This window comes from Pseudomonas sp. Irchel 3H9 (genome assembly GCF_900187495.1).
Lineage (GTDB): Bacteria > Pseudomonadota > Gammaproteobacteria > Pseudomonadales > Pseudomonadaceae > Aquipseudomonas > Aquipseudomonas sivasensis.
This window is the reverse complement of sequence record NZ_FYDK01000002.1, coordinates 292,071-311,826: the sequence shown is the minus strand read 5'-3', so window position 1 is coordinate 311,826 and position 19,756 is coordinate 292,071. Positions and strand designations below refer to the sequence as shown.

23 protein-coding genes are annotated in these 19,756 nt (G+C 60.3%); 10 read left to right on the top strand and 13 right to left on the bottom strand.

Features of this window, described 5'->3' with window-relative positions:
* Positions 1–28: 28 nt before the first annotated feature.
* The 8 genes from murB to CKW32_RS07370 all read right to left on the bottom strand — a co-directional run bounded on the left by murB (position 29) and on the right by CKW32_RS07370 (position 6,886).
* The gene (gene murB / locus CKW32_RS07405) at positions 29–1,048 is read right to left on the bottom strand and encodes a UDP-N-acetylmuramate dehydrogenase (RefSeq protein WP_095184459.1); all 1,020 of its coding nucleotides are present in this window, start codon (positions 1,046–1,048) and stop codon (positions 29–31) included.
* Positions 1,045–1,509 carry a low molecular weight protein-tyrosine-phosphatase gene (locus tag CKW32_RS07400; RefSeq protein WP_095184458.1) on the bottom strand — a complete coding sequence of 155 codons (465 nt, stop codon included), beginning with the start codon at positions 1,507–1,509 and terminating at the stop codon, positions 1,045–1,047. The genes murB and CKW32_RS07400 overlap by 4 nt, the downstream gene beginning before the upstream one ends.
* Positions 1,509–2,273, bottom strand: a complete 765-nt coding sequence (gene kdsB / locus CKW32_RS07395; RefSeq protein ID WP_032889641.1) for a 3-deoxy-manno-octulosonate cytidylyltransferase — start codon at positions 2,271–2,273, stop codon at positions 1,509–1,511. The genes CKW32_RS07400 and kdsB overlap by 1 nt, the downstream gene beginning before the upstream one ends.
* Positions 2,270–2,455 (bottom strand): Trm112 family protein, encoded by a 186-nt coding sequence (locus CKW32_RS07390; RefSeq protein WP_003174668.1) that lies wholly within the window; start codon positions 2,453–2,455, stop codon positions 2,270–2,272. Before CKW32_RS07390 ends, kdsB begins: the two co-directional genes overlap by 4 nt.
* Before the next feature lie 24 nt (positions 2,456–2,479).
* Positions 2,480–3,490, bottom strand: coding sequence for a tetraacyldisaccharide 4'-kinase (gene lpxK / locus CKW32_RS07385; RefSeq protein ID WP_095184457.1), 1,011 nt, complete (start codon positions 3,488–3,490; stop codon positions 2,480–2,482).
* Positions 3,490–3,918: a biopolymer transporter ExbD gene (locus tag CKW32_RS07380; RefSeq protein ID WP_095184456.1), complete on the bottom strand. Its 429-nt coding sequence runs from the start codon at positions 3,916–3,918 to the stop codon at positions 3,490–3,492. Before CKW32_RS07380 ends, lpxK begins: the two co-directional genes overlap by 1 nt.
* The gene (locus CKW32_RS07375; protein ID WP_032890033.1) at positions 3,915–4,550 is read right to left on the bottom strand and encodes a MotA/TolQ/ExbB proton channel family protein; all 636 of its coding nucleotides are present in this window, start codon (positions 4,548–4,550) and stop codon (positions 3,915–3,917) included. The genes CKW32_RS07380 and CKW32_RS07375 overlap by 4 nt, the downstream gene beginning before the upstream one ends.
* Before the next feature lie 110 nt (positions 4,551–4,660).
* A complete protein-coding gene (locus CKW32_RS07370; RefSeq protein WP_256585263.1) occupies positions 4,661–6,886 on the bottom strand; it encodes a DNA internalization-related competence protein ComEC/Rec2 in 2,226 nt (741 codons plus the stop codon).
* Positions 6,887–7,021: 135 nt separating this feature from the next.
* Between CKW32_RS07370 and CKW32_RS07365 the strand changes: the two genes are divergently transcribed.
* Positions 7,022–7,537 carry a DUF2062 domain-containing protein gene (locus CKW32_RS07365; RefSeq protein ID WP_032889645.1) on the top strand — a complete coding sequence of 172 codons (516 nt, stop codon included), beginning with the start codon at positions 7,022–7,024 and terminating at the stop codon, positions 7,535–7,537.
* A 3-nt stretch (positions 7,538–7,540) separates the two neighbouring features.
* On the opposite strand, the gene CKW32_RS07360 is transcribed toward CKW32_RS07365, so the two are convergent.
* Together CKW32_RS07360 and CKW32_RS07355 are read right to left on the bottom strand one after the other, a co-directional pair.
* On the bottom strand, positions 7,541–8,908 hold the full coding sequence (locus CKW32_RS07360; protein ID WP_095184454.1) for a sensor histidine kinase: 1,368 nt from the start codon (positions 8,906–8,908) through the stop codon (positions 7,541–7,543).
* Positions 8,898–9,626 (bottom strand): response regulator transcription factor, encoded by a 729-nt coding sequence (locus CKW32_RS07355; protein ID WP_032889647.1) that lies wholly within the window; start codon positions 9,624–9,626, stop codon positions 8,898–8,900. The genes CKW32_RS07360 and CKW32_RS07355 overlap by 11 nt, the downstream gene beginning before the upstream one ends.
* Before the next feature lie 203 nt (positions 9,627–9,829).
* Between CKW32_RS07355 and CKW32_RS07350 the strand changes: the two genes are divergently transcribed.
* From CKW32_RS07350 to CKW32_RS07335, 4 genes are all read left to right on the top strand, one after another.
* Positions 9,830–12,583, top strand: a complete 2,754-nt coding sequence (locus CKW32_RS07350) for a response regulator (RefSeq protein WP_032889648.1) — start codon at positions 9,830–9,832, stop codon at positions 12,581–12,583.
* A 48-nt stretch (positions 12,584–12,631) separates the two neighbouring features.
* Positions 12,632–13,621, top strand: a complete 990-nt coding sequence (locus tag CKW32_RS07345) for a 2-hydroxyacid dehydrogenase (protein WP_095184453.1) — start codon at positions 12,632–12,634, stop codon at positions 13,619–13,621.
* 71 nt (positions 13,622–13,692) lie between these two features.
* Positions 13,693–14,133 carry a hypothetical protein gene (locus tag CKW32_RS07340; protein ID WP_095184452.1) on the top strand — a complete coding sequence of 147 codons (441 nt, stop codon included), beginning with the start codon at positions 13,693–13,695 and terminating at the stop codon, positions 14,131–14,133.
* A complete protein-coding gene (locus CKW32_RS07335) occupies positions 14,130–14,534 on the top strand; it encodes an META domain-containing protein (RefSeq protein WP_032889652.1) in 405 nt (134 codons plus the stop codon). Before CKW32_RS07340 ends, CKW32_RS07335 begins: the two co-directional genes overlap by 4 nt.
* 130 nt (positions 14,535–14,664) lie before the next feature.
* On the opposite strand, the gene CKW32_RS07330 is transcribed toward CKW32_RS07335, so the two are convergent.
* Positions 14,665–15,126, bottom strand: coding sequence for a TlpA disulfide reductase family protein (locus tag CKW32_RS07330; protein WP_032889653.1), 462 nt, complete (start codon positions 15,124–15,126; stop codon positions 14,665–14,667).
* 115 nt (positions 15,127–15,241) lie between these two features.
* Here CKW32_RS07330 and arsC point away from each other — a divergent pair, with 115 nt between their 5' ends.
* From arsC to CKW32_RS07315, 3 genes are read left to right on the top strand one after another with little or no spacing between them, the layout of a single operon-like run.
* Entirely contained in the window at positions 15,242–15,595 is a 354-nt protein-coding gene (gene arsC, locus CKW32_RS07325) for an arsenate reductase (glutaredoxin) (protein WP_032889654.1), read from the top strand.
* The gene (gene wrbA, locus CKW32_RS07320; RefSeq protein ID WP_032889655.1) at positions 15,592–16,206 is read left to right on the top strand and encodes an NAD(P)H:quinone oxidoreductase; all 615 of its coding nucleotides are present in this window, start codon (positions 15,592–15,594) and stop codon (positions 16,204–16,206) included. The genes arsC and wrbA overlap by 4 nt, the downstream gene beginning before the upstream one ends.
* Positions 16,190–16,597 (top strand): DUF2069 domain-containing protein, encoded by a 408-nt coding sequence (locus CKW32_RS07315; protein ID WP_032890035.1) that lies wholly within the window; start codon positions 16,190–16,192, stop codon positions 16,595–16,597. Before wrbA ends, CKW32_RS07315 begins: the two co-directional genes overlap by 17 nt.
* Before the next feature lie 71 nt (positions 16,598–16,668).
* Here the strand turns inward: CKW32_RS07315 and CKW32_RS07310 are convergent, their stop codons facing one another.
* A complete protein-coding gene (locus CKW32_RS07310; protein WP_032889657.1) occupies positions 16,669–17,340 on the bottom strand; it encodes a DNA-3-methyladenine glycosylase I in 672 nt (223 codons plus the stop codon).
* Between the two features lie 67 nt (positions 17,341–17,407).
* On the bottom strand, positions 17,408–18,232 hold the full coding sequence (ttcA, locus tag CKW32_RS07305) for a tRNA 2-thiocytidine(32) synthetase TtcA (protein ID WP_095184451.1): 825 nt from the start codon (positions 18,230–18,232) through the stop codon (positions 17,408–17,410).
* Positions 18,233–18,498: 266 nt separating this feature from the next.
* On the opposite strand from ttcA, the gene CKW32_RS07300 reads away from it, so the two are divergent.
* Together CKW32_RS07300 and CKW32_RS07295 are read left to right on the top strand one after the other, a co-directional pair.
* Positions 18,499–19,101 carry a Yip1 family protein gene (locus CKW32_RS07300; protein WP_032889661.1) on the top strand — a complete coding sequence of 201 codons (603 nt, stop codon included), beginning with the start codon at positions 18,499–18,501 and terminating at the stop codon, positions 19,099–19,101.
* A 128-nt stretch (positions 19,102–19,229) separates the two neighbouring features.
* Positions 19,230–19,724 carry a SprT family zinc-dependent metalloprotease gene (locus CKW32_RS07295; RefSeq protein WP_032890037.1) on the top strand — a complete coding sequence of 165 codons (495 nt, stop codon included), beginning with the start codon at positions 19,230–19,232 and terminating at the stop codon, positions 19,722–19,724.
* The last annotated feature ends 32 nt before the right edge of the window (positions 19,725–19,756 follow it).

Genomic DNA, 19,756 nt, shown 5'->3' with positions numbered 1-19,756 from the left:
TTATTTTTTACTTACCAGGAGCAAGGCATCAGTACTGGTTGGGTTCCATTTCCAGTTCGACCTTGAAACGCTCAACGATATCCTTTTGGATACGCTGGGCCAGGTGCGCAATATCATGCCCTGTGGCGTTGCCATAGTTGACAAGCACCAGCGCCTGCAGCTTGTGCACGCCCGCGTCACCCTCACGAAAGCCCTTCCAGCCGGCCTTGTCGATCAGCCAACCGGCGGCAAGCTTCATGTGCCTATCCCCCTGGGGGTAGGCCACCAGGTCCGGATACTGCGCTCGAAGTTCTTCAGCCAATGCCCTGGTCACCAGCGGATTCTTGAAGAAGCTGCCGGCATTGCCCAGTACTGCCGGATCTGGCAATTTTTCGCTGCGAATGCTGCAAATCGCGCGACTGACATCGCTTGGCGTCGCGTCAGTGATGCCCTGCCCTGCCAGGCGCTGTTGTACCGGACCATAGTCGAGTTTGAGGTGGCTGACGCGGCTCAGGGCAAAGCGTACCCGCAGGATCAACCAGCGTCCGGTTTCGTGCTTGAACAGGCTGTCACGGTAGGCAAAGTTGCATTCTTGCAGGCTGAAGTCCCGTAGCTCACCGGCATGACGATCCAGTGCGGTCAGGCCGGCAAATACATCCTTGATCTCCACACCGTAGGCGCCAATGTTCTGCATGGGGGCAGCCCCAACGGTCCCAGGGATAAGACTGAGATTCTCCAGACCGCAAAAGCCCTCCGCCAATGTCCAAAGTACAAATGGGTGCCACGCCTCGCCCGCTTCGGCTTCAACCACCACATGCACGCCGTCATCGTGCAGCACGCGAATGCCCTGGGTGGCCATACGTAGCACCAACGCAGGTATGTCCTGGGTCAGCAGCAGATTGCTGCCACCGCCAATCACCAATAAGGGCAACGCTTGTGCCGAAGCGTAAGCCAATGCCTCTCGCACATCGGCGTCGCTGCGGGCCTCGGCATAAAGCCGGGCGCGCACGTCGATGCCAAAACTGTTGAATGGCTTGAGCGAAACCTGCGCATGCACTTGCAAGGTCATAACCGCCCCTTCAATTCGATCACTAATAAATCACAGGCCCGCTCGATCAGGTCCAGCACCCGCTCGAAGCCTTGCTCGCCCTCGTAATACGGGTCTGGCACGTCGTCCACTTCCGAATGGTAGCGGCGCAGAAACAAATCCAGTTCGGCCTTACCCTGCCCTGACTGTAGCGCCTTGAGGTTACGCAGGTTGCTGCTATCCATCGCCAGGATCAGGTCGTAACGCGCAAAGTCAGCACGGGAGACCTGCTGGGCACGCTGGGCCGACAAATCGTAACCGCGGACCAACGCTGCACGCTGGCTGCGCTGGTCCGGCGGGTTACCGACATGCCAGTCGCCGGTGCCAGCAGAAGCAACCTCGACCTGCCCGGCCAGCCCGGCTTCGCGCAATTTATGGCGCAGGACGCCTTCAGCGGTGGGCGAGCGACAGATATTGCCCAGGCAGACAAACAGAACCTCCATCAGGCCCCCAGCAGGCGACGGACGCGCTCAAGGTCTTCCGGGGTATCGACACCGGCAGGCGGCGCTTCCAACGCATCGCCTACGTGAATACGCACGCCGTGCCACAGGGCCCGCAGTTGTTCCAGGGATTCGGTATTTTCCAACCAGCACGGTCCCCAACTGACGAAGTCATGCAGGAAACCTGCGCGGTAGGCATAGATGCCGATATGCCGGCGGTACGGTACGCCCTCCGGCAACACGTCTCGGTTCTTGGCAAAGGCGTCACGCGCCCAGGGCAAGGTGGAACGGCTGAAGGTCAACGCCAGGCCATTCACATCACTGACCACCTTCACCACGTTCGGGTTGAACAGGGTTTCAATGTCGTGAATCGGCTCGGCAAGGGTGGCCATGCGCGCTTCACCATGGGCAGCCAGGTTGGCGGCCACCTGGTCGATCACGCTCGGCGGAATCAACGGTTCGTCGCCTTGTACATTGACCACGATGGCGTCAGGCGCCAGACCAAGCTGCGTGGCCACTTCGGCCAGGCGGTCGGTGCCGGAGTTATGGTCTTCGCGGGTTAATACCGCTTCGGCGCCGAAGCCTTTGCACGCGTCAATAATGCGTGGATCGTCGGTCGCTACAACCACCCGATCAGCGCTGCTTTTACAGGCCTGTTCCCACACCAGCTGGATCATCGGCTTGCTGCCGATCAATTGCAGCGGCTTGCCTGGCAGGCGGGTCGATGCGTAACGCGAGGGAATGACAACGGTAAAGGCGGTGGTCATTTATCCAGGCGCTCATCGGTGGTCAGGGTGCGGGCTTCGCTTTCCAGCATCACCGGGATGCCATCACGTATCGGATATGCCAGGCCCGCGCCTTTACTGATCAGCTCGGTTTTGTCGGCGCTGAGCTTGAGCGGGCCTTTGCAGATCGGGCAAGCAAGGATATCGAGCAGTTTGGTGTCCATGAATGTTTCCTGGAAAGAAGTGTTTTAAGGCAAGAGACGGGCGGGCAACAAGCGCGTCAGCTGCGTGTCGAACCACGCGACGAACGCCGGTGACGGCACCGCATCCACCGCAAGGTACCACCAGTCGGGCTGGGCAAAGGCGCGGCACTTCACCGCGTCCTTCTCGGTCATTACCAGCGGCAATGACGGAGTAAAATTCAAGACTTCGGCGCTGTAGGGCGCATGGTCGGCAAACGCATGGGGTATCGGTTGCCAGTGTAGCGTTTCAAGGGTGTTGAAGAAACGTTGCGGGTTGCCGATACCGGCGACCGCGTGCACCCGTTGACCTGCTTGAAAGTACTCCACCGACTGGCGTTCGCCGGTATACAGATTGACGAGTGCCGTAGGCTGCAGGCGGAAGGCAAAGCCATCGTCGCGATCTGATACTGCGCCGTTATAGAGCAGCGCATCTACACTCTGCAGGCGCTCGACCGGCTCGCGCAACGGCCCGGCCGGGAGGCAATGACGATTACCAAGGCCACGGGCGGCGTCGATCAACACCAGTTCCAGGTCACGGGCCAGGCGATAGTGTTGCAGACCATCATCGGAAAGAATCAGGTCCAGCGGCTCGCAGGCCAACAGTGCCTTGACCGCACGGCTGCGATCGGGATCGATCATCATGGGCACGCCGCAACGCTGCACGATCAACAAAGGTTCGTCACCCGCCACTTCGGCGCTTTGGCTGGCCTCGACGCGCCATGGCAGTTGCGCAGGCTTGGCGCCGTACCCTCGACTGACCACACCTACACGCAAGCCATTGCGCCGACAGTGTTCGATCAACCACAGGATCAACGGCGTCTTGCCGGTGCCGCCTACGGTGATGTTACCGACCACAACCACTGGCACGGGCGATTGATAAATGTCGCCCTCGCCCGCCACGAACCGCGCGCGTTTGCGCTGCACTACGCGGCGATACAAAGACTCCAGCGGCCGCAATAACGCGAGCGCCGGATGCCCCTCGTACCAGGCCTTGAGCAAACGATCGGACATGGACATCAAGGTTGGCTCGCCGCCTCGACAGTGCTCATGCGCAGATGGCTGAAACCGAGCTTGCCGGCGGCGTCCATCGCGGTGATAACGGCCTGATGCTGGGTCTTGCCATCGGCACTGATGGACAACGGCATCTTGGTGTCTCCTCCGGATTCTTTCTCCAGGGCGACCATCAGGCTGGCGAGATCGTTTTTCTCCAGTAACTGGTTATTCACCGAGAACGCGCCGTCGGCGCTGATGGCGATGTCCAGTTGCTTGATTTCCTGGTCTTCCGCCGGCGAACCACTCACCGCTTCCGGCAAGTCGACACGCAGTTCGGTCTGCCGGGTGAAGGTGGTGGTGACGACAAAAAACAGCAGCAGGATAAATACCACGTCGATCAGCGACGCGAGGTTGATATCGACATTTTCCCGTTGCTTGCGGCGAAATTTCACGCTTTGCCCCCAACCAGGTCCACATCACGGTCGCCTTGCACCACTTCCACCAACTTGATGGCCTCCTGCTCCATGCCGACCACCAGCTCATCGATGCGCCGCTGCAGGAAACGATGGAAGAACACCGCAGGAATACCGACCATCAAGCCTGCTGCCGTGGTAATCAGGGCCTTGGAAATCCCCCCGGCGAGCACCGCCGCGTTGGTGGTCATGCCCGACCCCATGAATGAGCTGAAAATATCGATCATGCCCAATACCGTTCCCAGCAGACCGAGCAACGGTGCCATGGCAGCGATGGTGCCGAGAGCATTAATGTAGCGCTCCAGTTCATGAATAACCCGGGCGGCGGCCTCTTCAATGCACTCTTTCATGATCTCGCGGCCATGCTTGGAGTTAGCCAAGCCCGCGGCGAGGATTTCGCCCAAAGGCGAATCAGCGCGCAATGCCTTGAGTTTTTCCTTGTCCAGTTGCTTGTTCTTGATCCAGCCCCAGACCTGCCCCAATAGATGCTCGGGCGTGACTCGACTGGCGCGCAGGGTCCACAAGCGTTCGGCAACGATGCCGAGTGCGGCGATGGAGCTCAAGATAATCGGCAACATCATCCAGCCGCCGGATTTGACCAATTCCCACACAGTGAATGTCCCCTCGAAAAAGTGCGCCACTTTACCATACAGGTTCGGCAACGGGGTTCGTCAGCCATGGCTTCGCCTGTCGTAGGCTCCAGCCTTATAGTAACGTCGAATTACGGTAACGCTTCGCGCCAAAAACGGCGTTGACTACGCGCAACAATGGGTGGCAGGAAAGCCCCCAATTGCAAGCGCACCGCTCCATGCTCAGCACTGTCATATAACTGGCTGCCCAGCGTCTGGTAGCGCTCAACCACCTGTGGATGAGGATGGCCGAACGCATTGCCACGCCCACGGGAGATCAGCACTGACGTGGGTGCCAGCCGCCGTAGAAAAGGCCAGGATGACGAACTCCGGCTGCCATGGTGAGGGGCTTGCAGCCAATCGGTCCGCACGGCCAGTGGTGAGTCGAGAAATGCCCGTTCGGCGGCGCGATCAATATCCCCGGTGAGCAATAGCCGTTCACCATTGGCTTGGACCTGCAGAACGCAAGACTTTGGATTGCCATTAATAGCCTCAGACCACTGCCACAACTCGAATGACACACCGTCCCATTCCCACTGCTCGCCACTGATACATGGCTGGGCTCCGAGAAACGCTGGCAACCCTTCGGTTTCACCGCCCACGACCCGCTTGATCGGCACCCCTCGGGCAACAGCCGCTGCCCCACCGGCATGATCGGCATCAGCGTGACTGAGCAACATCATGTCCAGTGACTCGACGCCGAGTTTTTTCAGCGACGGCAATACCACACGAGCCCCCAGATCAACTGTGCCAGACCGCAGGCCAGCGTCGTAAAGCAACGTGTGATGCCGGGTACGCAGAATCAAGGACTGCCCCTGCCCCACATCCAACTGCACCACCTCCACCCGCCCATGGGGCACCGGCTCACGCGGTGGAAAGACTGCCAACAGCAACATCGGCCAGCCCAACAGCCGAAACGGCACACCTTTGGGCATCAACAACAGCACCGCTCCCATCAGACTGATCAGCCAGTAACCCAAGGGCACATCGGCAGGTATCCACGCGGGCGCTTGCCTTGCGAGCCATGCCAGACCCAGGAACAACGCATCCAGCGCCCCACCCGCCAGCCACAGCAAGCCCTCCCCCAAATATGGCAGCGGCAGCATGGCGGTCCCCAGCAACGCCAGCGGCAACACCACAAGACTGATCCAAGGCACGGCCACCAGATTGGCCAGCGGCGCACTGACGCTGATGGGCAACCCGAGCACCAACAACACAGGAAGCAGGCCAATGGCAATCAACCATTGAGGACGCGTCCAGGCCTGCCAGACACCCCACGGCCCCAAGCGCCCGCCGAAAGCCAGGATCAATACGGCAACAGCCGTAAAAGAAAGCCAAAACCCCGGTTGCAGGCTGGCCAATGGTTCAAGGATCAGTACACCATTGAGCGCCAGCAACAACGGCCACCAGAACCCCAGATGACGGAAGCGCAAACGCCACAGCAGCACCAAGCTCACCATGACGCAGGCCCGCTGAACCGGCACACCGAACCCCGCCAACAGGCCATAACCCAGCGCGGACGCAAACGCCAGGCCACATGCCCAAGGCAGCCATGGCCACATTCGGGGCCAGAAACCGTAGCGTGCCAGTAGCGCGACCAACCCGTAGACCAGCCCCGCCAGCAAGCCGATATGCTGGCCGGAAATAACCAGCAGGTGCACCGTGCCGGTGTCCTGCAACACCTGCCAATCCTCGGCTGCCAGCCCGGAACCGTCCCCCAGCACCAAAGCTGCCAGGCCCGCCTCGCGACCTTGAGCGTCGACGGCAATCAACCGTTGGCGGACCGTGTCGCGCCAGGCATGGCGGGCCGGCGACAGGCGCTCACCATCTTTTACCGAGCCGGTGGCGCCAATGCGTTGTGCCAGCAACCATGCCTCTTGATCAAAACCGTGAAAATTGAGCAGCCCGGACGGCCGCTTAAGCGTGACTGCCAGGCGCCAGCGCTCCCCGCTGCGTACCTCGGGCCCACCGTGCCAGGACACACGAATGCGCTTGGGCAACCGGGCGTTACGCGACCGGCTGTCGGCCAGATCGAAACGCACCCCGGTGCCGGTCTGTTGTGGCAACCCAATGACGCGCCCCTCCAACCATCGCGTCTGGCCATCGAGCGCCGGTGGCAAGCGATCATCCAGCGCCCATTGCGCACTGATGCACGCCCAGCTCAAGCCCAGCAGGAAAAACGCCAAGGGAGACGTACGAAATGGCAGCAGCATCAAAACCAGCACCAGCATGGCTATCAGCCATCCAGTGGTCGGTAACTCAGGTAGGAAACGCAGGGCAAGCAAGCCCAGCGCCAGCGCGAACATCCCTGTCTTCATGAATCATCCTTTTCAAGTGATCCACTCAGTCTTAGCTGGGTGCTCGGTACGTCCTATGATGTTTTGTCACAAAGTCTGAATTTTCTGTTTATAGAATGCGGGCATACTTGCCCCTCGAACTGACCTGGACCCCTTATGCCACGGCGCTTATTCAAACGGTACATGCCCGACCCCACCAGTATCAGGGAACACAAGTCATTACAGTTTCTTGGCACGCTGCTGCATGACCCGAACCTCTGGCATCTGAATCGGCACTCGGTGGCGCGCGCCATGGCGGTGGGTCTGTTCGCAGCATTTATCCCCATTCCGTTGCAGATGCTATTGGCTGCGGTGCTGGCAATTACCGTGCGCGGCAATATGCCCATCGCCGTCAGCCTGGTTTGGCTGACAAACCCGATCACGATGCCAGTGGTATTTGTTTGTACTTACATGACCGGCGCCTGGTTGATGAACGTGCCCCCGCGCAGCCTGCCCGATGACTTGACCTGGGAATGGATCAGCGGCCAGTTGAGTACGCTGTGGCAACCCTTCTTGCTCGGCTCAGTGGTGTTGGGGCTGGTGCTGGGCGCATTGGCCTATTGCCTGACGATGGGCTATTGGCGCTGGTGGGTCGCGCGCCAATGGAAGAAGCGCAAGCTGCGCCGGGGCTGAGCCCTAGCGCGCCGGTAACCGCAGGTGTACACGCAAGCCCTGACCGGTGTTTTGCGCCCACAGGCTGCCGTCCTGACGCTGTAAGGCATTGCGCGCGATGCTCAGGCCCAGGCCGAAACCACCATCACCGGGCCGTGAGCCGTCCAAGCGCGTGAACGGCGCAAAAATCCGCTCCAGATCACGCTCATCAATCCCCCCGCCCTGATCCTCCAACCACAGGTGCCAGTACTCCCCATCGCGTCGCCCATCCAGACGCACAACCCCGTTTTCCGGAGAGTGGCGTATGGCGTTGCGCAAGATATTTTCCAAGGCCTGGGCCAGGGCGTTTAGATTACCGCGCACCCAACAGTCAGCGCCCAACAGGCACGGCAGTCGCGATGCGGACCAATCGCTTTCAAAGCAGGCATTCTCCCGCAGCATGTCCCACAACGCCTGTACCTGAAGATCCTCCTTGGGCAGTGGCGCCCGCTCGGTGTCCAGCCAGGCCAGCTGCAAGCTGTCTTCCACCAGGCGCTGCATAGCGTCAATCTCTCGGCCCAACCGCTCACGCAACTGAGCAAGATCCTGCTCACTGTCGCAGGCCACGCGCAATCGGCTCAACGGAGTGCGTAGTTCATGGGACATGTCCCGCAGCAGTTGTTGTTGCAATACAACAGTGCCCTGCAAACGCTCAGACATGTGGTCAAACGCACGGCCCAACTCGCCCAATTCGTCCTGTCGACTGGTGGCGTCAAGGGGCATCCGCGTGTTCAATTGATCGGCACGCCAGGCATTGGCCTGCTCGCGCAGTTGATTGAGAGGCATGATCAGCAGCCGGTACAGGCCGACGCACAGCAACAAGGTAAACAGGCCTGGAATCACACCATTGGTCACCACGCGCCAGACCACTTGATAACGCCCCGGCATAAAACGCTGTGGCAATTCAATGACCAACGAACCGGCACCCGGATCTACCGCAAACGGGATCTTGAGCCACGGCAAGCCCTTGACGTGGCGGCTGACCGGCCAATCCAGGCCCCGCAAGAACGTCAGGCGCTGGCTTTCCGTAGCGGTCAGTGGGTAGCTGCTCAACGACTGCAAGTCGTTGCCTATTACGCCGATCCACGTGCTTTCCTGTTTGCCCATCGCCTGCAGCCACGCATCAATACCGGCATGGCCGCCACGATTCCAGGCCTGCTCGGCGCTCACCGCATAACCACTCAGCGTGACCCTCGCCTCGTCGGACAAATACGCGTTCTTTTGCTCCATGTACCGGCCCCAGGACCAACTGAGCCAGATCATCAGCAAACAGAAGGCAATCAACAGGCAGGCGAGCTTCCAAAATAATGAATGTTTGCCCGGCAGCCGTTTCAGCGCCCTTTCAAAGCCCATCGTCGTGACCACTGAGCACATAGCCCTTGCCCCACACCGTGCGCACTTCGCGCTCGCTGTAGCCGATCGCCTTGAGCTTGCGACGGATCTGGCTGATGTGCATGTCGAGGCTGCGGTCATGGGGCGCATAGCCGCGCTGCAACACATGTTGGTAAAGGAATGCTTTGCTGAGGACTTCTTCAGTGTTGCGGTGCAGGGTTTCCAACAGGCGGTATTCGCTGCGGGTCAGGCCTGCCCAGTGTTCCTGATGAAACACATCGCACAGCTCATCGTCGAAACGCAGTGTGCGAGCATCCCCACGCACCGGCGCAAGCGTCGGCAGCGGGCGTCGATCCAGGGCCACCCGGCGCAGGATGGCTTCGATACGCACGCGCAACTCGACCATGCTGAACGGCTTAGGCAAGTAGTCATCGGCGCCCAGGCGAAAACCGCTGACGCGATCGGCCTCGGCACCCAATGCCGACATCAGGATCACCGGGATCGAATGGCTCTGGCGTAGATGAGTCAAGATCGACAAACCATCCAGCCCCGGCAGCAGGATATCCATCAACACCAGGTCGAACGCCTGTTCGCGCGCCATCGCCAGCCCTTGCTGGCCGTTCTGGCACCAGGTGACCTGGAAGCCACAGCGCCCCAGATGCTCGTGGACATAGGCGCCCAGCACGGGATCATCTTCGATGGTCAGGATATTGGGTAGGCCAACTGCTGCGGGATTCATTAGCGTCTGCAAGTCATTCTCAATCGCTGATTATTCAAGATTACCCTGGCGCAGGCAATCGCTACGGGGCCAAACGAGCCGAAGATTGCCCTCTCTCAACAATTTGCGAGATTCCAGGCAGTGCAAATGGCTACACTGCGCAGGTGGCGCGGGCCGGATGCCGGCGCGGAAGATTGATTTCAGTGTGGTAGCAGGAGAGTGGCGTGCTTAGAAGAATGGGGATAAAAGGCCGCGTACTGTTGCTGAGCTTATTACCGACCAGCCTGATGGCCTTATTGTTGGGGGGCTACTTCACCTGGATGCAACTCTCGGAGTTGCAGACCCAATTGCTGCAGCGCGGCGAAATGATCACCGAGCAATTGGCGCCTCTGGTGGCTCCTGCTTTAAGCAGCAAGAACACTGACCTGCTGGAGCGCATCGCCACTCAATCCCTTGAACAACTGGATGTGCGCACCGTGTCGTTCCTTGCGCCGGACCGTACGCCCCTCGCCCACGCTGGCCCGACCATGCTCAACCAGCCGCCAGCCGGCAACAGCTCTCACCTGCTGCAACGCACCGACAATGACGCCACGCGCTATCTGCTGCCGGTGTTTGGCCGCCATCGCAACCTTGCCGGCGACTTGATCCCCGATGAAGCCGACCGCCTCTTGGGCTGGGTCGAAGTAGAACTGTCCCACAACGGTATGTTGCTGCGCGGCTATCGCAGTCTGTTTGCCAGCCTGCTGTTGATCGCCATTGGCCTGATCTGCACAGCAGCCCTGGCGCTGCGCATCAGCCGCACGATCAACGAGCCGATTGGCCTGATCAAGCAAGCAGTGGCCCAGCTCAAGGACGGCAATCTGGAAACCCGCTTGCCTCCTTTGGGCAGCCAGGAACTGGACCAACTCGCCTCAGGCGTCAACCGCATGGCCGAAACGCTTCAAAATGCTCAGGAAGAGTTGCAGCACAGCATCGACCAGGCCACCGAAGACGTGCGCCAGAATCTGGAAACCATCGAAATCCAGAACATCGAGCTGGACCTGGCCCGCAAAGAAGCACTCGAGGCCAGCCGTATCAAGTCCGAGTTCCTGGCCAATATGAGCCATGAAATCCGCACACCGCTCAACGGTATCCTCGGCTTTACCCACCTACTGCAAAAAAGCGAGCTCACACCGCGCCAGTTGGATTACCTGGGCACTATCGAAAAATCCGCCGACAACCTGTTGGGCATCATCAACGAGATCCTCGACTTCTCGAAGATTGAGGCCGGCAAGCTGGTGCTCGACAGCATCCCGTTCAACCTGCGGGATTTGCTGCAAGACACCCTCACCATCCTCGCCCCCGCTGCCCATGCCAAGCAGTTGGAGCTCGTCAGCCTGGTGTACCGCGACACGCCGCTGGCACTGGTGGGCGACCCTCTGCGGCTCAAACAGATCCTGACCAACCTGATCAGCAACGCCATCAAGTTCACCCGCGAGGGCACTATCGTGGCCCGGGCGATGATCGAGGAGGAACAGGAAGACAGCGTGCAACTGCGCATCAGCGTGCAGGACACAGGCATCGGCCTGTCCAGCCAGGATGTGCGGGCTTTGTTCCAGGCGTTCAGCCAAGCCGATAACTCTCTGTCGCGCCAGCCGGGCGGCACCGGGCTGGGCCTGGTGATTTCCAAGCGCCTGATCGAGCAAATGGGCGGTGAAATCGGCGTCGACAGTACGCCGGGCGAAGGCTCGGAATTCTGGATCAGCCTGAACCTGCCCAAAACCCGCGACGATATCGAAGACCTGCCCTGCGCGCCGCTGCTGGGCCATCGCGTGGCAGTACTGGAAAACCACGAACTGGCGCGCCAGGCCTTACAACATCAACTGGAAGACTGCGGCCTGGAAGTCACGCCGTTCAATAGCCTGGAAAACCTGACCAACGGCATCACCAGTGCCCATCAGACCGAGCAAGCCATCGACTTGGCGGTGCTCGGCGTCACTGCCAACGACATCCCGCCCGAGCGCCTCAACCAGCATCTTTGGGACCTGGAACGCCTGGGTTGCAAAGTGCTGGTGCTGTGCCCAACCACGGAACAGATGCTGTTCAACCAGTCGGTGCCCAACCCCAACAGCCAGTTGCAGGCCAAGCCGGCATGCACCCGCAAGCTTCGCCGCGCCCTCTCCGACCTGATCAGCCCGCGCCCGTCGCGCAGCGAACCGGGCGAGCCGCTGTCCAGCCGTGCGCCGCGTGTGCTGTGTGTCGACGACAACCCGGCAAACCTGCTCTTAGTGCAAACGTTGCTGGAGGACATGGGCGCCCAGGTACGTGCGGTAGAAAGCGGTTATGCCGCAGTCGACGCGGTAAAACAGGACACCTTCGACCTGGTGCTGATGGACGTACAAATGCCTGGCATGGATGGGCGCCAGAGCACCGAGGCGATCCGCCAGTGGGAAAGTGAGCGCCATGGCACACCCTTGCCAGTGGTCGCCCTTACCGCCCACGCCATGGCTAACGAAAAACGCGCCTTGCTGCAAAGCGGCATGGACGATTACCTGACCAAACCCATCAGCGAAAGACAACTGGCCCAAGTGGTGTTGAAGTGGACCGGCCTGGCCTTGCGCAACCAAGTGCCTGAGCGTGTCACTGAAGGTCTTGGCCCAGGGGTGCAGTTGCCGGTTCTGGACCATGAGGAAGGCCTACGCCTGGCCGCAGGTAAAACCGATCTGGCGGCTGACATGCTTGCCATGCTGCTGGCCTCCCTGGAAGCCGACCGCCAAGCCATTCACATCGCCCGCGACGCCAAGGACAACCTGGCGCTGATCGAACGCGTCCACCGCTTGCACGGCGCCACCCGCTACTGTGGCGTACCGCAACTGCGCGCCGCCTGCCAGCGCGCCGAAACCCTGCTCAAGCAGGACGATGCCAAGGCGATGACCGCGCTGGACGAACTGGACATGGCCATCGCGCGACTGGCCAGCGAAGCACGGGTCAGTGTCTGACCCTATTTCATGGCGCTGACCCACTGACAAATTGCAGGGAGCTTTTCAATGCGCGTGATTCTTTTCAGCAGCCAGACCTACGACCGCGATAGTTTCCTCGGCGAGCCACTGCCACCTGGGCTGGAACTGCAATTCCAGCCGGCCCGACTCAATCTCGACACCGTGGCCCTGGCCGAACACCACGAGGTGGTTTGCGCCTTTATCAACGACGACCTCAGCGCCCCGGTGCTGGAACATCTGGCCAAGGGCGGCACCCGACTGATTGCACTGCGCTCGGCGGGTTACAACCATGTCGACCTCGCCGTCGCCAAGCGTCTGGGCCTGACGATCGTACGGGTACCTGCTTACTCGCCCCATGCGGTCGCCGAACACGCCGTAGCGCTGATCCTCGCACTCAACCGCCGCCTGCACCGTGCCTACAACCGCACCCGCGAGGGTGACTTCAGCTTGCACGGTCTTACCGGTTTCGACCTGGTGGGCAAGACTGTCGGTGTTGTCGGCACTGGGCAGATCGGCGCGACATTTGCCAGGATCATGGCCGGGTTCGGCTGTGAGTTGCTCGCCTACGACCCCTTCCCCAATCAACAGGTACAGGCAATGGGCGCGAAGTACGTGAGCCTGCCCGAGTTACTGGCCCAGGCGCAGATCATCAGCCTGCACTGCCCGCTGACCGCTGACAGCAAGCACCTGATCAACCCCCGTTCCCTGTCGCACATGCAGCCCGGCGCGATGCTGATCAATACTGGCCGTGGCGGCCTGGTGGATACCCCGGCATTGATCGAAGCCCTCAAGGACGGCCAACTCGGCTACTTGGGTCTGGATGTCTACGAAGAAGAAGCCCAGCTGTTTTTTGAGGACCGCTCGGACTTGCCCCTGCAAGACGACGTGCTCGCACGCCTGCTGACCTTCCCCAATGTGATCATCACCGCACACCAGGCGTTCCTTACCCGCGAGGCCCTGGCGGCCATTGCCGGCACTACCCTTGCCAACATCGCTGCATGGGCCGATGGTCGGGCGCAGAACCTCGTCGAAGGATGATCAGCGGTCACATAGCAAGCTCATGATAAGCAGGCACCCGTGATAGGATGCCGCGCCTATTTGGAGGATCCATGGCCGAACACGATTTCCGCTTCAGCTTGCTGAGCCCGCAACACACCCTGATCGAATGCCGCGCCCTAGTGCCGGGCCGTTACCAAGTCACCGGCAACGGTGGTTCGATCAAGCATGGCGATGTCCTGATCGTCACCCTGCGCGGCAGTAAAACCCTGTCGATGCGCCTGACCGTTGAAGGTGACGCGCGCTACTCCATCCGCCCGGCGGGCCAATGGGTCGCCATGGCTCAAGGGCCGAAATTCGGCGAGTTGGAGATTCACACTTGGAAGGTCAACTGCGACAGCTGCGACACCTTGCTGGAGTTTGAATTCGCGGTAGAAACCAAGCTGACCAAAGAACCGCTGCAGCCTGCCGCCAACGCGCGCATCAAAGAGTTGGGCTGGGCCAGTGAAGGCGACAAGCACCGCTGCCCGAAATGCCAGAAGGCTGCGCAATGAAAGGCCTGCTTCTGCTCGCCGCCGTCGGCGTGGCCTTGAGCGGCTGTGCCGGTGATGCGGTCAAGCTCAAGCAGGATCACAGTTACGTGGTGGAGTGGATTGGTGAGCGGCCATTGATGGACTACGCGCACCTGACTGTCACCCTCGGCGCCGATGGCCGCGCCTACGGTAATGGCGGCTGCAACCACTGGTTTGCGCCGTACACGGTCGAGGGCGACAAGCTCAGCTTCGGCAAAATCGGCAGCACCCGCAAGCTCTGCGCCGAGGCCTTGATGGAGCAGGAGCATCGCTTCTTCCAGGCCCTGCAAAGCGTACAACGCTGGGACATCTCGCCGATCGAGCAGACCCGCTTCTGGCCGGCCGAAGGCAAGCCGATTCGCCTGTGGCTGGAAGAAGGCTGATCACGCTGCTTGCGGTCCAAATGTGGGAGAGGGCTTGGCCCCGATGGCGGTGTAACAGTCAACGGATGTATTGACTGAAACACTGCAATCGGGGGCAAGCCCCCTCCCACATTTGATTTGAGTGGTTGCTTTAACCGCGCAAGGCCTTGAGTTTGGCCAGTACCCCTTCCGCCGTCTGTTCGCCCATCAACTGCTCACGCACCTTGCCCTTGTCATCAATGATGTAAGTCACCGGCAATGCCTCGCTGCGCGGAATTTCAAAGATCCCGTCGGGGTTTTGCGCCAGCACGGTGAATTTAATGCCCAGCTTGTCGCTGGCCTCTTTCAGCTCTGCACCCTGCACATTATCGAAGTTAACCCCGAACACCCCAACGCCCTGCCCCTTCAGCTGTTCAGCCAAGGCATTGAGTTCAGGGATTTCCGTGCGGCACGGGCCACACCATTCTGCCCAGTAGTTGACCACCAGCCATTGCTTGTCCAAGCGCTCGGCCGCGACTTTCTGACCGTACTGGTCAACGCCATAGTCATTCCCGCAGCCGCTGAGCAGCAGGGTTGTAATGATCGCCAATGCACCGATCAGTCGACGTGTCATGGGGTAATCCTTCGCAAAAATGAACGTTGGCTGCGACCTATCGCCTCTTACGGTTTAAGGACGGGGTGCAGCGCGGGTAGAATACCCGCCACCTTACGCAAGATGCGACCCGCACATGACCGATCTGACGCTTTATCACAACCCGCGCTGCTCGAAATCCCGCGGTGCGCTCGAACTGCTTGAAGCCCGCGGTCTCACCCCAACCGTGGTGCGCTACCTGGAAACCCCGCTGGATGCGTCGCAAATCAAGGCCTTGCTGGCCAAACTGGGCCTCAGCGCCCGTCAATTGCTGCGTACCGGCGAAGACGAGTACAAAACTCTCAACCTGGCCGACGCCAGCCTCAGCGAAGCCCATCTGATCGCCGCCATCGCCGAACACCCCAAGCTAATGGAGCGTCCGATCCTGGAAACCGCCGACAAAGCCATCATCGGCCGCCCACCAGAAAACGTGCTGGAGATTCTGCCGTGACCACACCGTACGTGCTGGTGCTGTATTACAGCCGCAACGGCTCGGTCAGCGAAATGGCCCGGCAGATTGCCCGGGGCATTGAGCAAGGCGGCATGGAGGCGCGCTTGCGCACGGTGCCGGCGATCTCCACCGAATGCGAAGCCGTGGCGCCGAGCATTCCGGACGAAGGCGCGCTGTATGCCAATCTAGATGATCTGAAGAACTGCTCAGGCCTGGCCCTGGGGAGCCCGACGCGCTTCGGCAACATGGCCGCGCCGCTCAAGTACTTCCTCGATGGCACCAGCAACCTGTGGCTCACCGGCGCTCTAGTCGGCAAGCCGGCTGGCGTGTTCACCTCCACCGCCAGCCTGCACGGCGGCCAGGAGACCACGCTGATGTCGATGCTGCTACCGCTGCTGCACCACGGCATGCTGATCACCGGCCTGCCCTACAGCGAACAGGCATTGCTCGACACCCAGGGCGGCGGTACGCCATATGGCGCCAGCCACCATTCCGGGCCGGACGGCAAGCGCATGCTCGATCAACATGAAATCACCCTGTGCCGGGCACTGGGGTTGCGCCTCGCCACCACCGCCACGCTGCTGGAGAATGGTCGTGGCCAAAAAGCCTAAAGTTCTGCCGCCCCAAGCGTGGCTGGAGCCGCGGGTCAAGGTGGCACGCGCGCTGAGCCTGCTGGCGTTTTTTAGCCTGGTGGGTTTGCTCTGCGTGTATTACCTGTTCGTCGCCGACCTGCACGGCGCACGCCCGTGGGTGATCCTGCTGATCGAGCTGGTGCCGCTGTTGTTGCTGGCGCCGGGCATGATCAGCGGCAGTGCGCGGGGGCATTCATGGATGTGCTTTGCGGTGAACCTGTATTTCATCAAGGGCGCGCTGGCGGCGTATGATCCGAACCGACAGTGGTTCGGGGTGCTTGAGATGCTGGCAAGTCTGGCGGTGTTTTGTACCGCACTGCTCTATGTGCGGTGGCGGCATCAGTTGAATCGGCGGCTGGCTGAGGCCTGATCAACGATTTGCAGTGCATCCGGCTTGTGTGGCGAGCGAGCTCACCACACAAGAACTTGCGCCGACTGGGGTCAGTGGTTGACGGTGTAAGCCAACATCATCGACAACTGACACATCGGCCGCCCACTCTCGGCATGCCACTGGTTGAACGCGCCCTGAACCGTTGCCAGATCCCGCAGGCTGGTCGGCGCCTTGTCGACGATCTTCTGCGCATTCAATGCAGCCACTACGTCATCACTCGGCACAAACGTATCCTTGCCCACCATCCGCAAGAATCGCGGCGCCGACAGGCCGCCCAACTGATGGCCGTGCTTGCTCAGGTACTTCCAGAGCCCGACGATATCCGTCACCGGCCAGTCGGCGATAAACGCGCCGAAGCTGCCCTTCTCTTGCTCAATATCCAGAATCATCTGCGCATTGCGCGGCACGCTCTTGAGCTTGCCCAGGTGACGGATGATACGCGTGTCCTGCATCAGGCGTTCCAAGTGCTCGGCGCCCATCAGCACGACTTTTTCCGGATCGAAGCCGAAGAACACCTGCTCAAACGCCGGCCACTTGGCGTCCACTACGCTGTGCTTCAACCCGGCGCGAAACACCCGGAGCGCCAAGGTCGACAGGTAGCGATCATCGCTGATCTTGCGCAATTGGGCCGGGGTCTTGGGTACCGGCAGGTGGGCTTCCAGTTGAGCCGCTGAACCAAAGCGGTTCAGACAATATTCGTGCAGCCACTTGTAATCGCGCATGCCCTCTCCTGGGGATTGAAATGAAAACGGCGCCCTTGAGCGCCGTCTTTCAGAGCGTTGAACTGCTTCAGAGGTTCACTACGTTGACGAAGCGCGAAGCGGCCGTCTCGTCGATTTTCAGGCTGGTGAAGTCAAACAGGTTGCGGTCGGCCAACTGCGACGGCTGCACGTTCTGCAAGCTGCGGAAGATGCTTTCGGTGCGCCCCGGCGTCTTGCGCTCCCAGTCCAACAGCATCTCCTTGACCACCTGGCGCTGCAGGTTTTCCTGGGAGCCGCACAGGTTGCACGGGATGATCGGGAATTGCTTGAAGTCGGAGTAGGCCTGGATGTCTTTCTCGTTGCAATACGCCAGCGGACGGATTACCACGTTGCGTCCGTCATCGGAGCGCAGCTTGGGCGGCATGGCCTTGAGGGAGCCGTTGAAAAACATGTTGAGGAAGAAGGTTTCGACGATGTCGTCGCGATGGTGACCCAATGCCATCTTGGTGGCACCGATTTCATCGGCAAAGGTGTAGAGCGTGCCACGGCGCAGGCGCGAGCACAGCGAGCAGGTAGTCTTGCCTTCCGGGATCAACTCCTTGACCACCGAATAGGTGTCTTTCTCGACGATGTGGTACTCGACGCCCAGCGCTTTCAGGTAAGCCGGCAGCACGTGCTCGGGAAACCCCGGTTGTTTCTGGTCCATGTTGACGGCAACGATGTCGAACTTGATCGGCGCGACCTTTTGCAGGTGCAGCAGCACATCAAGCAGGGTGTAACTGTCTTTGCCGCCGGAGAGGCAGACCATGACCTTGTCGCCATCCTCGATCATGTTGAAATCGGCGACTGCTTCACCCGCCAGGCGACGCAGGCGTTTTTGCAGTTTGTTCTGGTTGACCGTAAGAGTGCCCATGGCGATTGGATCCGCTGGAGGTGTGTGACGAAAAGCCGGGTATCTTACCGATGTCGAGTCCACACATTCAACGTGGCCCCGCATTCCAATCTGCGATTAGGCCCACTGTTTACAGTGCGATTTGCTCTAAAGGCCCTACAGTTATTCCGGTCATCCCTTCCTATACTGCGACGTGAGGTCGCACATCTATATCCAGACCTTTCAGGCCAATTGGCCCGTGGGCGCTCCGATGGGGGGCGATGGTAACAACGACAGGAGTGACTGGCATGATCCATCACGTCGTGGGGCTGTTTACCCATCCCGACCAGGAATGGCGGGAAATCCGTGGCGATAAAGAAGAAAGCATCGGCCACATGTACCTCACTCACACCCTGATTCTCGCGGCAATTCCCGCAATATCAGCGTTTATCGGCACCACCCAGGTGGGCTGGGTCATCGGCAATCGCGCGCCGGTGATGCTGACCCAGGAAAGTGCGTTGTGGATGACCATCATGTCGTACGCAGCCATGCTTGGCGGCGTGGCGGTGATGGGCGCGTTCATTCATTGGATGGCCCGTACCTACGACGCCAACCCCAGCATGGCTCGCTGCGTGGCCTTTGCGACCTACACCGCGACGCCGCTGTTTATCGGCGGGCTGGCGGCGCTCTACCCGCACATGTGGCTGGGTATGGTCGTGGGCACAGCGGCGATCTGCTACACGGTGTACCTGTTGTATGTGGGGCTGCCGACGTTCATGAACATCGATCCGGACGAGGGCTTCCTGTTTTCCAGCTCGGTACTGGCCGTAGGCCTGGTGGTGCTGGTGGCGATCATGGCGTTTACGGTGATCGTCTGGGGCCTGGGCGTAGGGCCGATCTATACCAACTGAACCGCTGAAACCGTAGGCAAGGCCACCGCAAGGTGGCTTTGTGCGTTATGCATGACCATTCGGCGCCTGACAGATTCGGAAACACTCAGCTTTGCGGCATACTGGGCATCTCTGGAGATATGTACAGCATGCCCGAGCAACTCAATACCCGCGTCGAAGATTGTTTCCTGCAAGCCGAATCCTTTTTCAAACGAAGCTTCAAACGCCCCCAGGTCAGCCTCAAGCTGCGGGGCCAGAAAGCCGGTGTCGCGCATTTGCACGAGAACCTGCTGCGCTTTAACCCACAGTTGTACCGAGAAAACAGCCAGCACTTCCTCAAGCAGACCGTGGCCCATGAGGTGGCGCACCTGATCGCCCACCAATTGTTTGGTGAACGCATCCAGCCCCATGGCGAGGAATGGCAGTTGATCATGCGTGGGGTCTACGAACTGCCGCCGGACCGTTGCCATACCTATGCCGTGCAGCGGCGCCAGGTGACCCGCTATATCTACCGCTGCCCATGTGCCGACAGCGACTTTCCGTTTTCGTCACAGCGCCATGGCATGGTGGCTCAGGGGCGGCGGTATCTGTGTCGGCGCTGTCGGCAGACGTTGGTGTTTACCGGCGAAACCCGGGTGGAATAAAGGCCTCATCGGGAGCAAGCCCCCTCCCACAT